The organism is Acinetobacter sp. YH12086 (assembly GCF_013419345.1).
In the GTDB taxonomy this organism is placed as follows: Bacteria; Pseudomonadota; Gammaproteobacteria; order Pseudomonadales; family Moraxellaceae; genus Acinetobacter; species Acinetobacter amyesii.
In genome coordinates, this window is record NZ_VPAF01000001.1 from 565,610 (window position 1) to 581,534 (window position 15,925).

13 protein-coding genes are annotated in these 15,925 nt (G+C 38.9%); 10 read left to right on the forward strand and 3 right to left on the reverse strand.

Annotation, left to right across the window (positions count from 1 at the left end):
• Positions 1 to 147: 147 nt before the first annotated feature.
• The 9 genes from sstT to gcvH all read left to right on the forward strand — a co-directional run bounded on the left by sstT (position 148) and on the right by gcvH (position 9,718).
• Positions 148 to 1,341, forward strand: coding sequence for a serine/threonine transporter SstT (sstT, locus tag FTU29_RS02755; RefSeq protein WP_180120217.1), 1,194 nt, complete (start codon positions 148 to 150; stop codon positions 1,339 to 1,341).
• 34 nt (positions 1,342 to 1,375) lie between these two features.
• Positions 1,376 to 2,050 carry a YoaK family protein gene (locus FTU29_RS02760; protein ID WP_180102054.1) on the forward strand — a complete coding sequence of 225 codons (675 nt, stop codon included), beginning with the start codon at positions 1,376 to 1,378 and terminating at the stop codon, positions 2,048 to 2,050.
• A gap of 12 nt (positions 2,051 to 2,062) precedes the next feature.
• Entirely contained in the window at positions 2,063 to 2,599 is a 537-nt protein-coding gene (locus FTU29_RS02765) for a DUF2058 domain-containing protein (protein ID WP_180120219.1), read from the forward strand.
• 241 nt (positions 2,600 to 2,840) lie between these two features.
• On the forward strand, positions 2,841 to 4,097 hold the full coding sequence (locus FTU29_RS02770; protein WP_180120221.1) for a mechanosensitive ion channel family protein: 1,257 nt from the start codon (positions 2,841 to 2,843) through the stop codon (positions 4,095 to 4,097).
• Between the two features lie 315 nt (positions 4,098 to 4,412).
• Positions 4,413 to 5,696: a GGDEF domain-containing protein gene (locus tag FTU29_RS02775; protein WP_257226884.1), complete on the forward strand. Its 1,284-nt coding sequence runs from the start codon at positions 4,413 to 4,415 to the stop codon at positions 5,694 to 5,696.
• 95 nt (positions 5,697 to 5,791) lie between these two features.
• Complete coding sequence (locus tag FTU29_RS02780) at positions 5,792 to 7,666, forward strand: ABC transporter ATP-binding protein (protein WP_180120223.1); 1,875 nt, start codon at positions 5,792 to 5,794, stop codon at positions 7,664 to 7,666.
• On the forward strand, positions 7,644 to 8,093 hold the full coding sequence (locus FTU29_RS02785) for a MaoC family dehydratase (RefSeq protein ID WP_180115588.1): 450 nt from the start codon (positions 7,644 to 7,646) through the stop codon (positions 8,091 to 8,093). Before FTU29_RS02780 ends, FTU29_RS02785 begins: the two co-directional genes overlap by 23 nt.
• Positions 8,094 to 8,242: 149 nt before the next feature.
• Complete coding sequence (locus FTU29_RS02790; RefSeq protein ID WP_078190954.1) at positions 8,243 to 9,271, forward strand: AraC family transcriptional regulator; 1,029 nt, start codon at positions 8,243 to 8,245, stop codon at positions 9,269 to 9,271.
• Between the two features lie 72 nt (positions 9,272 to 9,343).
• A complete protein-coding gene (gcvH, locus tag FTU29_RS02795; RefSeq protein WP_180120225.1) occupies positions 9,344 to 9,718 on the forward strand; it encodes a glycine cleavage system protein GcvH in 375 nt (124 codons plus the stop codon).
• A gap of 96 nt (positions 9,719 to 9,814) precedes the next feature.
• On the opposite strand, the gene FTU29_RS02800 is transcribed toward gcvH, so the two are convergent.
• Both FTU29_RS02800 and FTU29_RS02805 read right to left on the reverse strand, forming a co-directional pair.
• Positions 9,815 to 11,005 (reverse strand): PilT/PilU family type 4a pilus ATPase, encoded by a 1,191-nt coding sequence (locus tag FTU29_RS02800; protein ID WP_180120227.1) that lies wholly within the window; start codon positions 11,003 to 11,005, stop codon positions 9,815 to 9,817.
• Between the two features lie 270 nt (positions 11,006 to 11,275).
• Positions 11,276 to 12,358 carry a 3-deoxy-7-phosphoheptulonate synthase gene (locus tag FTU29_RS02805; RefSeq protein ID WP_180120229.1) on the reverse strand — a complete coding sequence of 361 codons (1,083 nt, stop codon included), beginning with the start codon at positions 12,356 to 12,358 and terminating at the stop codon, positions 11,276 to 11,278.
• A gap of 700 nt (positions 12,359 to 13,058) precedes the next feature.
• Here FTU29_RS02805 and FTU29_RS02810 point away from each other — a divergent pair.
• The gene (locus FTU29_RS02810) at positions 13,059 to 14,642 is read left to right on the forward strand and encodes an ATP-binding cassette domain-containing protein (RefSeq protein WP_180120231.1); all 1,584 of its coding nucleotides are present in this window, start codon (positions 13,059 to 13,061) and stop codon (positions 14,640 to 14,642) included.
• 95 nt (positions 14,643 to 14,737) lie between these two features.
• Here FTU29_RS02810 and FTU29_RS02815 read toward each other — a convergent pair whose 3' ends face one another.
• Entirely contained in the window at positions 14,738 to 15,907 is a 1,170-nt protein-coding gene (locus tag FTU29_RS02815) for an acyl-CoA desaturase (RefSeq protein WP_180120233.1), read from the reverse strand.
• Between the last annotated feature and the right edge of the window lie 18 nt (positions 15,908 to 15,925).

The following is a 15,925-nucleotide window of genomic DNA, read 5'->3' on the forward strand; positions in this document are numbered from 1 at the left end:
GGTTTACATTTTAATACACAAAAATATATTATAAAAAACAAAGGTTTATTTTTAAATTAAATTATTTTTTAAGCATGCGACATTTTCGTATAAAATACAGGGCTAATTTTCATCATTTTGTCATTGTAATTCTGACAAGGCTCTCCTATGTTTTCAGCATTTACACGCTTGAGTTTAGTAACCCGAATTATTATCGCCATTATTTTAGGTGTATTGGTTGCTGTTGTTGCTCCAGGCGTTGCACCCTATTTAAGTTTGCTTGGTGATTTATTCATTAAGGCATTGAAATCCGTAGCACCGATACTGGTCTTTGTACTTGTGCTGTCATCCATTGCAAATTTCAAAGTGGGTAGCAGTAATGCATATATTAAACCAATTATATTGATGTACGCTATTGGTATGTTCCTTGCTGCTTTAAGTTCAGTAGTAGCAAGCCTTTTATTCCCTAGTACATTAATTCTTGATGTTGCTGCAGAAAACCTTGTGCCGCCAGGCAGTCTTGCTGAAATATTGAAAAACTTATTATTAAGTTTTGTCGCAAACCCTGTTACAGCAATTTCTGAAGCAAATTTCATTGGTATTTTGGCTTGGGCTGTTGCCTTAGGTATTGCATTTCGTCATGCATCAGAGAACACCAAAGTCTTTTTATCTGACGCTGCTGATGCAGTGAATAAAGTGATCCGTTTAGTGATTAACTTTGCACCTATTGGTATCTTCGGTTTGGTTGCTGTTACATTTGCCGACTCAGGTCTAAAAACGCTTGTTAGTTATGCGCACTTACTTGCGGTATTACTCGGTACCATGTTCTTTGTAGCTTTGGTCATTAACCCACTAATGGTGGCATTTATGACTCGCTCAAATCCGTTCCCATTGGTTTTCCAATGTTTACGTGAAAGTGGTATCACTGCATTCTTTACGCGTAGTTCTGCTGCAAACATTCCTGTAAACCTTGACCTTGCGAAGCGTCTTGGTGTCCCTGAATCTACTGCAAGTGTTGCGATTCCGCTTGGCGCTGCAATTAACATGGCAGGCGCATCAGTGACAATTACTGTACTTACCTTAGCAACAGTGAATACTTTAGGTATTTCGGTTGATTTCACCACTATGTTGATTTTATCAGTCGTTGCTACCGTTTCTGCATGTGGTGCTTCAGGTGTGGCTGGTGGTTCATTATTACTTATTCCAGTGGCTTGTGGCCTGTTTGGTATTTCAAGCGATATCGCGATGCAAGTTGTAGCCATTGGTATGGTTATTAGCGTACTTCAAGATTCAACTGAAACCGCTTTAAACTCTTCGACTGACGTATTATTTACAGCTGCAGTAGACCGTGGTTTAAGATAATATCCTGATATTGGATACTTTTTAAGGCGAGGCCATGCCTTTACAGACTTTACCGCTTTGGATACAACTGGGTGCTTTTTTCCTCGCAGTGAATGCAGGAATGATTAATGTACTTGGACTGGTGACCATCTTGCACCAGTCAGTATCTCACATGACCGGTAATGTCAGTATGTTAGCCATGGCCTTCATTGCATGGCAGCCAAATACGATTATTTATTTGATTTTAGTCTTGCTCTGTTATGTGATTGGCTCATTTTATAGTGGGCTTATTCTTGGAAATAGTCACTTTAGCTTAACCAGACGTTATGGCGTCCCATTAAGCTTGGTGGCTTTTTTTATTGTCCTGTGTTGGCTACTATTGCCCTATTTTCCACGTTACGCTTTGCTTTGGGCATGTGTGGCGATGGGTGTACAAAATGCAATGGTTAGCCACTATAAAGGTACCATTATTCGTACCACACACCTTTCTGGTGTTTTGACGGACTTAGGTTTGGCTTTGGGTTATAAAGCCCGTGGACTTCCGGTTGAGTCGAAACGTGTGGTCTTACATTTATTAATTTTGGCGGGATTTATCGTCGGTGGCATACTTGCCAGTTGGCTTTATCCTTATTTAAAATTAAACGCATTCTTGATTCCTGCCGCACTCAGTTTAATCATGAGCGCGGTATATTGGATCATCTATTTTCATTATCGACATATACACGATTAGTTGGAACGTACTATGGTTAAAAATGCATTACAGGCGCAACTGCTTAAAGCAGGTCTGGTCGATAATAAAAAGGCAAAGAAATTGTCAAAACAAGCCGTACATGAAAAACGTACTGGTGAAAGTAAAGATGCTGAAATCAAGGCGAAAATTGAGCAAGATCAGCAGCAGAAAATGGCCAAAGATCATGCTTTAGAGCAAGATCGTAAAGCAGTTTTGCAAGAAAAAGAATTAAAAGCTGCCATCATGCAAATGATTAATCAGCATAAAATTCGTGATACCGATGGCGAATCGACCTATCAATTTATCGATGATGCCAAAATCAAAAAGCTTTATATCAATCAGCAAATTTATAATGCCCTTGTTGCGGGTAGTCTTGTTATTGCACGGGAAAATAGCAACTATGCTTTTTTACCAAAAGAATTAGCCGACCGTATTAATGCGAAAATGGAAGGCTTTATTATTGTGAATAATTCTGAAGCGAATGAGCAAACCACGGATGAAGAAGATCCATATGCAGCTTATGTAATTCCTGATGATTTAATGTGGTAAGCATTTCATATCGCTAATGAAGCTCCTAATTAGGGGGCTTTTTTTAGCTCAACATTTATCTATTTTAGTTCATCAATTAGGTTATACCTTCAAAAAATCATTTCTTAGCACCCAATAAGTAACATTATGGACTATACATGTCGTAACTCCGTAAAGTTTACGAGTATAAAATTGCTTATATAATCATCATAATTACAATAGTTTGATCATTAACCCTTTCATTTACATCAATAAGAGTAGGATGATTTTGGAAAAAATTCAGTTCATTAAAAATATTCAAGATTGGTCAGATCAATACCCTTGGCTAGAAATGCTGACTTCGCTCAGTCTCATTATTGTTTTTGCCATTATTGCAAATTTTATCGCCAAGCAAATTGTGGTGCGTGGTATTCGTAAGCTCGTGTCTAAAATGGCCTTTAGCCATAGTCAAATTTTGTCAGAACATAGTGTGATTAAACGCTTTGCCAACATTGTTCCAGCAATTGTGATCTTAAATGGCATAACTACAGTCCCACATTTATCTGTGAAATTTACTTCAATCGTGCAGATGGCTTGTCAGGCTTTTATCTTCTTGACCATTGCTTTGGCAATTTCTGAATTACTGAATATTTTTAATCTGATTTACCAACGTAATCCAAAATCTAGAAACAAACCGATTAAAGGCTATTTGCAGTTGGTCAAATTGATCATCTTTTTGGTTTGTGGCCTAATGATCTTAGGTACTTTTCTGAAAAAAGATGTATTTACATTACTCGCAGGCTTCGGTGCTATGGCGGCTGTACTGATGTTGGTCTTCCAAAATACCATTTTGTCACTGGTCGCTTCGGTACAAATTTCTTCTTATGATATGGTGCGAATTGGTGACTGGATTGAAATGCCCTCGCTCAATGCGGATGGCGATGTCATTGATATGTCATTACATACCATTACTGTACAGAACTTTGATAAGACCTTTACCACGATTCCAACCAATAAACTGGTGACTGACACCTTTAAAAACTGGCGTGGTATGGCACAGTCAGGTGTGCGCCGCATCAAACGCTCGCTTTATATCGATCAAAGCTCTATTCATTTCATGACTCAGGATGAGCAAAACAAACTCAAAGAATTTTTATTATTAGATCAATATCTTGACCATAAGCATGAAGAGCTTGCTCAGTTTAATCAGCAACTTTCAAATCAGTCGCAATATAATCAGCGCCGTTTAACCAATCTTGGGACCTTTCGTGCCTATGTAGAATTCTACTTACAACAGCATTCAGGCATTGCCCAACACCAAACGATTTTGGTGCGTCAGTTACAACCCACGAGTGAAGGCATTCCTTTAGAGATTTATGCTTTTAGTAAAACCATTGCATGGAAAGATTATGAAGCGATTCAATCGGATATCTTTGACCATCTGATCGCAATCACACCTGAGTTTGGACTTAAAATCTATCAAGCCCCTTCTAGTGCCGATTTTAAAGCCCTCGTTCAACCAAATGCCGATAAAAGTTAAGAGCTAAACTTTCCTCTCCCCATGTATATTCAAAGGAGAAATTCTGCAAATTAAAAAAGTCACAATGGCTTTTGAATATACATGGGGGCTATCGGTTACCCCCCTCTACTTCCGCAATTACTTTAGATCATGCGATACAAGGAATAAAAGCGAATCAGATAAATGCGCTAATCGCTCAATTCCTTAAAAATATAATTCATCAGAAACAACTAAATATAATTAAAAAATAAGAACAAATACTATACAAATGTAGACATTTTTAGATACTCTTTGTTAACAGTTGCATAAAAACGCTTCTAAAATAGGAACTTGATCATGGAAGGCCCCAATCAACCTTCTCGGAAATCAGTTAAAAACGAATCACAATTACTCATAGAATCGATGAATCGCACTTCTGCCAAACATACGCTCATACAGGCAGAAGCATGTGACTTAGAGAGTCGTATCCGTATTGAGCGTGCTTTATCTGACCCGATTGCACGTATTCCGGCACAGTTTAAAAATGCTTATTACAAATTTTTGTACTACAACCAGAAAGACTATTTAAAGCAAGTTAACTATTTCGCTCAATTGGCATTTTTAATCTATTTTTGGGCAGATCGCTATGTTCTGCCTGACGTAGAAACGCTTTCAGGTGTAATTCGTATCATTGCCATTATTGGTGCATTTAGTCTGAATTATATTCTGTTTAAATATATCAAACAGATTAAATTGCTCGATTTGATTTTGCCACTCGCCACTTGCCTTTCAGCGATACTCTGGTTTGAGATATTACTTCAGTCGCAAAATGAACTGGTGCATAGTTATCAATATGCTGCCGTTATTTTGATTGTATTGGGTAATTTAAGTATTCATGTGCATTTTCGCCCTTCGATTATGACCTCAGCCATGATCACGGCAGCGATCCTTTTTGGCGCATGGCGCATTAATGATTTTGGTGATTTTACAATATTTTTATTGGTGTACGTTCCTGTGCTGCTGTTCAGTATGTATATCTGCTGGAACTCTACGCTCAACTCTCGTAAAACGTTTCTAAGAGCGCTGCTAGATGACTGGAACTTTCATACCCTGCGCAAAATTGCCCATACGGATGAATTGACCCAGTTAAGCAATCGTCGCCAATTTGTACATGCCGCCAATAAAAAAATCCAAGAAACCCCGATGACGGTCTGTACCAGTCTTTTGATTTTTGATGTCGATCATTTTAAAGCGATTAATGATCAATACGGACATGATGTCGGCGATCAAGTGTTATGCCAAATTGCTGAAATTGCACGGAAAGAAATGCGTTTTTACGATATATTGGCGCGTTTCGGGGGTGAAGAATTTATTGTACTTTTGCCTTATACCGTCCCAGAAGATGCATTAAAAATTGCTGAACGGTTAAGACATAAAATGGAACAACATCAGTTTCATATGGATGGTCTATTGGTGAAATTTTCGATCTCCATTGGTGTTTCCAAAATTGACCCTAACCACGCCAAACTTGATCAGTTAATTAAACAGGCCGATATTGCTCTATACGAAGCAAAACGCCAAGGTCGTAATCGGGTTGTACATTTTAATTCTATGAACTTTTGCAGCCAAGCTTTTAAGTAAATAAACAAATCAAAATGGAGAAAAAACAGCGAATCCATTACACTCAGAGCTGAAGAAAGAAAGATTAATTACAGCAAAATTCTCAGGTTATCTGCATGCTTAAATGGTTTGAAAATTTAGTTGACGCTTATCCTGAACAGGACTTGAATAAACCATTGCCGACAAAATTTTTCCCCTTTGTATGGCAAGCTGCGACTGGCGTAAAAAAATACCTATTGTTATTGGTACTCTGTACAGCTGGTGTAGCGAGTTTTGAAGCATTGCTTTATTCCAAAATTGGCGATTTAGTCAATTGGATCAGTAAGTCTCAACCTGAAACCTTTTTACAGCAGCACCAGACCAATCTGACCATTTTGAGCTTTATTTTATTGGCAAATATCTTCTTTTCTTGCCTTCAAACGATTATTAAACATCAGATTTTATACAGTACCTTTCCAATGCGCCTACGTTGGAGATTTCATAACTTATTATTGAAACAAAGTTTAGATTTCTTCCATAACGATTTTGCAGGCCGTTTATCTGCCAAGGTTATGCAAACTTCACTGGCTGTACGTGAGTTTTGGATTATTCTTGGTGACATGTTGGCCTATGTCTTCATTTACCTGATTTCTATCACCGTGATTTTAGGTGCTATATCGCCACTGTTAATTATTCCGTTATTACTTTGGCTGGCTTTATTTATTGGTTCTGCATGCTATTTCATCCCAAAATTAAGCAAAATTTCAAATGAACAAGCCAATGCACGCGCAGTAATGACTGGTCGTGTCACCGATGCCTACACCAATATTCAAACGGTGAAATTGTTTGCCCATGCAGGCCGTGAAAGCCAATATGCCAAAGCCTCAATGAAAGAATTTATGGTGACGGTGTATAAGCAAATGCGACTTGCTGCAAAATACAACATCGCGACGAATTTGCTGATCATTGTTTTATATGGTGGCGTACTTGGAACAGCCGTTTGGCTCTGGATGGATGGTCAAGCTGAGCTTGGGGTCATTGCAGCAGCGACCGCCATGATTTTAAAACTCAGTAGTATTTCCGAGTTTATGATGTGGCAAACATCTGCCCTATTTGAAAATGTCGGGACTATTCAAGATGGGATGAAAACCATGGGCCGCCCAATTCATATTCAAGATAAAGCTGATGCAACCGACCTAAAAGTACAGCAAGGCGAAATTAAATTTGAAGATGTCAGTTTTGCTTATAATGATAAAAAGGTCATCAATCAATTTAATTTAACCATTCGACCAGGTGAAAAAATCGGTATAGTCGGGCGTTCAGGTGCCGGAAAATCGACATTAATTCAACTTTTACTCCACTTTTACGATATCAACCATGGTCGTATTTCGATTGATGGCCAAAATATAGAAGATATTACCCAAGATAGCTTGAGAAAAAATATTGCTTTGGTGACCCAAGACACCTCGTTATTGCATCGCACGGTTGAAGAAAATATTAAATATGGCCGTCCGAATGCGACCGATGAAGAAATGTATGATGCAGTACGCAAAGCGAAAGCTGATGAATTCATTTCTCAATTGATCGATTTACGTGGTCAACGTGGCTATGACGCATTTGTCGGTGAACGTGGTGTTAAATTATCTGGCGGTCAGCGTCAACGTATTGCGATTGCTCGAGTATTTTTAAAAGACGCACCGATTTTAATTTTAGATGAAGCCACAAGTGCGCTCGATTCAGAAGTCGAAGCTGCGATTCAATCGAGTTTAGATGATTTGATGCAAGGCAAAACTGTGATTGCCATTGCGCATCGACTGTCAACAATTGCGCAAATGGATCGCTTGATTGTCTTGGATCAAGGACGTATTGCTGAGCAAGGCACCCACGAAGAGCTTGTTGCTTTGAATGGTATTTATGCACACTTGTGGCAGCGTCAAACCGGTGGATTTTTAATAGAACAACATAAAGTAGAATCAAAGGAAGATGAAAATGCTGTATCTGGAAGACCTTAAAGTTGGTGATCACTTTAGCAGTCGTGAATATGAAATGACCGTTGAAGAAATCAAGCAATTTGCCAACGCTTATGATCCTCAGGAATTTCATACAGATGAAGTCAAAGCCCAACAGCACCCGATCTTTCAAGGGCTAGCGGCAAGTGGTTGGCATACTGCTGCTGTAACAATGCGCTTATGGACTGAATGTTTCCCTGTGGCTTATGGCTTAATTGGCTCTGAATCAAGTCTGCGTTGGCCGCGCCCAACACGTCCGGGGGATAAAATTCGTGTAGAAGTTGAAATATCTGCAATTACTCCGTCGAAAAGTAAGACAGACCGCGGCATTGTGACCTATGTTACTCAAGCGCTCAATCAGCACAATGACGTTCTTTATATGTCTACGACCAAAATTGTGGTCTTTTCCAAAGATTTTAAATCGAATTAATCCTTAACGGCCTACTTTACAACGCTAAGGTAGGCCGCTATAAATAATTGAGCCTAGTCAGTTTGTCCAACAATTTTTGTGGGATACAACACAGAATCATGCCAATATAACCTTGAACAGAAGAAAAACCCGCATTGCAACGGAACGCTATGAAAACAATTAATTCCCGTCAGGATCAGGGTATTCCCGGAGTATATGGATTGCTCCTTTTAGATGTGGTCTCTCGATGGGGCTACACTGCAGAGACATTATTTAGTCCCTTCGGATTAAACAGCGAACAATTGGCTGAACCAGATTTTCGTATTCCAACACCCATCGCCAATCAATTGGTAGAGCATGCACTACGATTAACCGGTGAGCCAACATTAGGTTTTCATTTAGGCAACCAAATGCGCATCTCGATTCATGGTTTTATTGGCTATGCCATCATGACGGCGAAGGACATAACCGATGCCTTAGTCTTGGCAAACCGTTTTATTCAGTTACGCATGCCCTTTTTACAGCTTTTTTTCTCGACATTTGGAACCAAAGCGACTGTTCAACTACAAACCGACGTTACGATTGAGCCTTTACGTACTGAGATTTCAATTGCCTTAATTTTTGGCATGATCAGCATGGGCAAAGCAATTACCGGTGTGGATTATTCTGCTGGTGAAATTGATTTTGATTTCCCTCAACCTGAAGGTTTTGAGAGGTTTATTGCCAAATATCCACGGCACCAATTTAGATTTGATCAGCCACACCTTTTACTCAGTTTTGATAAGCAATATTTAACCAATAAATTGGTCCATGCAGACCCGATTGCCAGTCAAATCGCGATTAATCAATGTGAAGCTGAACTCTCTGCTTTGGGCGAACGTCACCGTATTGCCATGCGTGTTCGTGACATTTTAACCAACTCTGAGCAGCACTATTTAAGTATTGAAAGTGTTGCTGAACGGCTACACATGTCCGATCGAACTTTAAAACGCCAGCTTGCTGCTGAAGGGACCTCATTTTCAACTTTGGTCGACGAAGTTCGCTACCGTCATGCTACTTCGCTCCTGTCACGAACTGATTTTACCTTAGAGCAAATTGCTGATGAATTGGGCTATAGCGATGTTGCCAATTTCAGCCGTGCATTTAAGCGCTGGAGTGGTCGTAGCCCAAGCAATTGGCGTAAAGATCCGTACTTATAAGTCTTTTGTTTTACCTAAAAAGCATGTATAACTCATGCCAAAAATGAATTTAATGGATTTAAGGAGTTATCAATGAATCATCCTTCAGATTTAAAGTACGCAAGTACACATGAATGGGTGCGAATTGAAGGTGACCTTGTTGTTACAGGCATTTCTGATCATGCACAAGACGCATTGGGTGATTTAGTTTATGTTGAAGCACCAGATGTTGGTCAACATATCACTGCTGGCGAACAAGCGGGTGTGGTTGAGTCGGTAAAAACCGCTTCTGATATTCATGCTCCGGTTTCTGGTGTAGTAGTTGAAGTCAATCCGGACCTTGAAGATGATCCTGATTTTGTAAACGATGCGCCTTATAGCAAAGGCTGGATTTATAAAATTAAACCAGACAATATGGCTGATGTTGATAATTTATTGACCAGTGAACAATACGAAGCTGGTCTGTAAATATTTCTAATATCTAAAAAATCAGCCCTCAGGCTGATTTTTTATTTCAATATGATAGCTGAATTGGCTTATAGACCATTTGCATGAATATGCAGCTTATATTTCTTCCGAAGCTTCGGTACTTTCAGGTTCTTCTTTCTTTTCTTCAACCATACTAAAAGATTGCGCAGCCGCTGAAGTACCATTTGCACGTGAACTTTTCAGTTTAATTTGCAAACGTAATTCATTGGTTGAATCGGCATTTCTTAAAGCTTCTTCATAAGAAATAGCACCGTCATTATATAAATCAAATAAAGCTTGGTCGAAAGTTTGCATCCCAAGTTCACGAGATTTTGCCATAATCGCTTTTAGTTCATGAAACTCACCTTTCAAAATCAAATCTGAAATAAGCGGCGTATTTAACATGATTTCAACGGCTGCACGGCGTCCTTTACCATCTTCAGTCCGGATTAATCGTTGCGAAACAATCGCTTTCATATTGCTCGATAAATCCATAAGCAATTGATTTCTTCGCTCTTCTGGGAAGAAGTTGATGATCCGATCTAGGGTTTGATTGGCGTTATTTGAATGTAGCGTACCTAAACATAAATGTCCTGTTTCAGCAAAGGCAATTGCATGTTCCATCGTCTCGGTATCACGAATTTCACCGATTAAAATCACATCTGGCGCTTGTCTTAGAGTGTTTTTTAAGGCGTTATGCCACGAATGACTGTCTACACCGACTTCACGATGTGTAATCATGGATTTTTTATGCTTATGCACATATTCCACTGGGTCTTCAACAGTGATGATATGCCCTGCGCTGTTTTCATTTCGATAATCAATCAGCGCCGCTAAAGAGGTTGATTTCCCTGAACCTGTTCCGCCAACCACTAAAACCAAACCACGTTTTTCCATAATTACATGCTTAAGCGAAGCCGGTAACTTAAGATTTTCAAAGTTTGGAATTTCTGCGGTAATGGTACGAATGACCATGCCTACATGTAGCTGTTGCTGAAATACATTGACACGAAAACGCGAAACGTTTGGCACACTGATCGCAAAGTTACATTCTAATTCTGTTTCAAACTCTTTGCGCTGCTTCTCATTCATCAGACTATAGGCGAAAAGCTTTGTTTTCTCAGCATCAAGCGCTTGCTGCCCAAAGGGTTTCATCATGCCTTGATGTTTAATACTTGGTGGAAAATCTGCCGTAATAAATAAATCAGAACCACCATATTCAACCACTTTGGTTAACATGTGGAACATAAAACGGCGTGCTTCTTCCAGCAATTCAGCAGTGTACATCAACTTCCCCAATATAAAATTTCAAACACCCAAGCACAGATTGTCATTATTTCAGGCGCTGTATTGGGCTTAGACATTATTGTGCATAAAAAATTTGATTCACTCAAACATAAAATACTGAATTATCAGTATATATTTTAAAATATAGGCCATATTTCAATTTTTATATTGAAGTAAGCAACAAAGGATTTTTCAAAATAAAAGCCTTAGAACAATCAATATTCTAAGGCTTTGGGCTACATTAATTCAGACTGAGTATGCTCTGGATTGTTAAGCACTACGTTTGATTTGTGATGCACGAAGTTCATTCGCAACCTGTTGAATCAAATCAATGGTTTTGTCCCAACCTAAGCATCCATCTGTTACAGATTGACCATAAGTCATGTCACAACTAATTTTTTGATTACCATCCACTAAATGACTTTCCAACATCACACCACGCACTTGGGTATGCTCACGCTCCGCAACAATTGTGCGTAATACTTCAGGTTGCTTCATTGGGTCTTTATGGCTATTGCCATGACTACAATCGATGACTAAAGCCGGTAAATCACCTTTTACTTTACTGCGAATTTTGTCTATTTCAGCCAAACTATAATTTGGACCTGTATTTGAGCCACGTAAAATCAAATGTGCTTGCGGGTTGCCAACGGATTCTAAAATACACGGTAAGCCAGTTTGGCTCATACCTAAGAACTGGTGTGGATGCGAAGCAGATTGAATGGCATCTAGAGCAATTTGGATTGATCCATCTGTTCCGTTTTTGAAACCAATACTGTATGGCATATGACTTGAGATTTCACGATGAATTTGTGATTCGCTGGTACGCGCACCGATTGCACCCCATGCCAAAAGGTCATCAAAATAACCCGTCGCCATTGGGCTTAAAATTTCAGAGGCAATTGGCAAACCCATTTCAATAATTTGTAAGTATAGCTCACGCGATTTTTCTAAGCCCAACTGCATATTAGATGAACCATCTAAACTTGGGTCATACATATAGCCTTTCCAGCCCACTGTAGTACGTGGTTTCTCAATGTATGCACGCATCACAAGAAAAATTTGATCTGATACCTGTGCCTGTAATCGTTTTAATTTTTCAGCATATTCCAAAGCAGCAATCGGATCATGGATTGAACATGGACCTGTAATAATCATTAGACGCGGGTCTTGACCCGTCAAAATATTTTGAATAGTTGCACGATGTGCAGCAATTTGTTCTGCAGCATGAACTGATAAAGGTAATTGTTGTTTCAGTTGATGTGGCAAGCTCAAAAGCGTTTCTTTTGGCCGTGTAGATTTCTGAATTTCTGAATTTTGAGTTTGTTGTAAAGCTGTATTTAGCGCATTCATTGGTTCTATTCCTTTGGACTGTAAGTATAAACAGTCCGATCTTTTATCTGAGCGTTATGGGACTTTGGGACTTCAAGGCTTTAGACATAGACTGACTAAAGTAAAACCAATAACCGTTGCTAAAATATGAATTATTTACTGTAAACATGAGATTTCTCCAAAAATATTATAAAAATCAAGACATAAAAAAACCTGATCAGGGTTGCCGATCAGGTATAAACTTGGTGGGCAACCTTTTTCATGCCCGAACGCGTTCAGGCAATTATCTAAACTGCCAGAAGTAATAATATGCGTTTGAGATTAAAGGTTGCTTTAACATCTTGATTTCATCAAAAAGTATCTGTCTGAAAATTAAAATACGCTGTATTCATCGGTTTGACAATAGTTTTTTGCTATTTTGTTGTATTAAATAACGCTGCTGTAAATAATTGCGACCTATTTTTAAAATTTGATGTATTGATTAATAAATGAACATTTATTAGACTGCACAACATTAGGCTGTCTTAAGCTTTTTTCCATTTATTTTTAATTCGAGTATTTGCCAATGAAGTAAGCCCTGTTTTTTTCATCATCAAATCCATTTTTTTGATGTGCAAACACATGGCTAATGACTTCGACTGCATTTTCTCAAATATTGTCTTTTTTATAGAATAAAATTAGTTATTTGTATTGCGCATCTTTGCTATCGCAAGGTGCATCTATGACTCAAACGGCTTGTACAATTTCCAAATTTAGCTTGGAATATCCATCAAAAACACTTTTTAAAAACCTGAAATTTAACCTCAATCAACAGCAACTTTCGGCATGTATTGGTCGCAATGGTTTAGGAAAATCCTGCATCCTTAAAATCTTACATGAGCAAAATCTGAAAGATCTCCCCTATGAAGGTGAAATTTTATGGAATGTACCAAATGCCTATTTATCACAATTTTCTCGACTAGAAGCTGACACGATTGCTTCTGCACTCGGTGTTGAAGACTTATATGACGCATTTCAACGTATCGAAATAGGCAGCGCAAGTTTTGAAGACTTTGAGCTGACTGAAAACCAATGGCACCGTCCTGCACTATGGCAGCAACAACTTAAGCAAGCTTCACTACCAACAGATTTAAATTTCCCAGTCGCTCAGCTGAGTGAGGGGCAAAAAACCAAATTGGCATTGTGTGCATTATTTTTAAAAACTGACCACTATTTACTTTTAGATGAACCTAGTAACCATTTAGATGCATCCTCACGCTTATGGCTCATCGATCGTTTAAAAAACCATCCTGCGGGTGCATTCGTCGTCAGTCATGATCGAGAATTGCTGCAACATGTAGAGCATATCTATGCTTTAAATGAGTTTGGACTCAGTCATGTTACTGGCAACTATGAAGACTACGTTCAACAAAATGATCTGCAAAATAAAGCCTTACAGCGTAATGCTTTACAGCATCAGCGTGAGTTAAAACAACTCAAATTACAACAACACGAAACACAGCTGAAAGCGCAAAAACGAGAACAACAAGGTCATACACTACGCAAGTCAAGCACCCAAGCCAAAGTGTTACTCGATTTTAAAAAGGAACAAGCCGGTCAGAGCCTCGCTTCAGTTCAAACGCAACAGCAGAAGCAATTGGAAGAAAAGAGATCTCAACTGATTCAGTCACAGCAACAACTTGAGCATGTTAAAGAGCAGCAATTCGTTTTTCAACATCACGCTGAAAAAACAGGAGAAATCTTAAGAGTTAAACATTTTCATCGCAAAACATCTCAGCACCAGCCTTTCGACTTGGCCTTACAGGCAGGTGAAAAAATTCATTTAAAAGGAAAAAATGGTATTGGTAAATCTACATTTCTAAAGTATCTGAGTCAGATCACATCAAAGTCTAGCCATGAAACGTTTTTGTCTGTGCATACCCTGTATTTAGACCAAAACTTGAGTAATTTATCACCAGAACTGAGTGTTTTGGACAATTTGGCAAAGTTTAATCCTGAGGTTTCGTCAACGGAATGGCGTAATCAACTCGGTCAACTTAGAATCCGTGGTCAAAAAGCGGAACTGCCATTTCACTGTTTAAGTGGTGGTGAGCGTTTAAAAGTGACCTTGTTGGGCTTAAATTATTTAACACCGAATATTGAGCTTTTATTGTTAGATGAACCTGAAAATCACTTAGATATAGAGTCTAGAATGTTATTGGCTCAAGCCATTCAGCATTATACAGGTGCGGTGATCCTCGTTTCACATGATGCATATTTTGTAGAATCTTGTGGCATTCAGAATAGCGTGCAATTAGTTGAATAACTCTCGCTCGCTAGATATATCTAAAAAAGCCAAAGTAGATGAACGCTACTTTGGCGAATTTAATGCTTTAGAAATCATCCATTCGATACTGTGTTTTAATGCCCGATTTTCTTTATGATTTTTTGTTTTAGGCGCTGCTGAAGTGATGCTGAGCGTTCCTTGAGCTCGGCTCTCCAGTCATTCGGCACTGAGCATTTCGCGAGGCGAACCCAAACGCTGGCAAACTGTTTGATGAAACTGGCTTCATTATAGTGAATACCATATTCCTCACAAAGTGCTTTAATTTTAGGTGCGGCTTCTGCATAGCGGTTTGCAGGCATATCAGGGAATAAATGGTGTTCAATTTGGTGACTCAAATTACCACTGAGTATATGCAACCATTGTGTTCCACTAAAATTACTGGAGCCACGAATTTGACGGAGATACCACTCTGCTCGAGTTTCATTTTCAGTATTGTCCATCTCGAAGTTTTCCGCATCTTCAGTAAAATGGCCATTAAAGATGACAGCGGAAGCCCATAAACTACGAATCACGTTGGCTACCGCATTTCCTGCAAATACAGGAATCGCATTGGGACCTGCAATAAGCGGGAAAAACACATAATCTTTAATCACTTGGCGCTTAATTTTCTGACGTACATCGGCTGCTTCATGCCATACATCTTTCCAAGTTTTGGTTTTATACGCAATAACATCTTCTAAATGTAAACGTTGAATGCCGACATACCACTCAAAGAAAACCATGAGTTGGGCAGCCAGTGGAATATTAAAAAGGAAACGTGGCTCCCACTTTTGCGATTCACTTACACGGATTAAGCCATAGCCGACATCATGGTCCATACCGACAATATTGGTATAGGTATGATGCACATAGTTATGGGTATATTTCCAGTCTTGACCTGTGGCAATGGTATCCCAATCATAATTAGCACCATTTAAACTCGGGTCATTTAACCAATCAAACTGACCATGCATCACATTATGACCGAGTTCCATGTTCTCTACAATTTTAGAAATACCCAATAAACCCGTACTCATTAACCAAACTGGTGGAATCCAACCTACAAACATCAACATGCCACGAGATGCGATCTCGCTATAACGGACAAAATTGCGAATTTTATAAATATACGCTGCATCTTTTTCACCTACACTCTGCATGATTTCACGGCGAATTTGCTCAACTTTTTCGCCAAATTCAGCAGTTTGTTCTGGAGATAAATAACGTGACTTACTATTCGGACGAATATATATCGATTGATTCATGTTAATGCCCCTGATTTG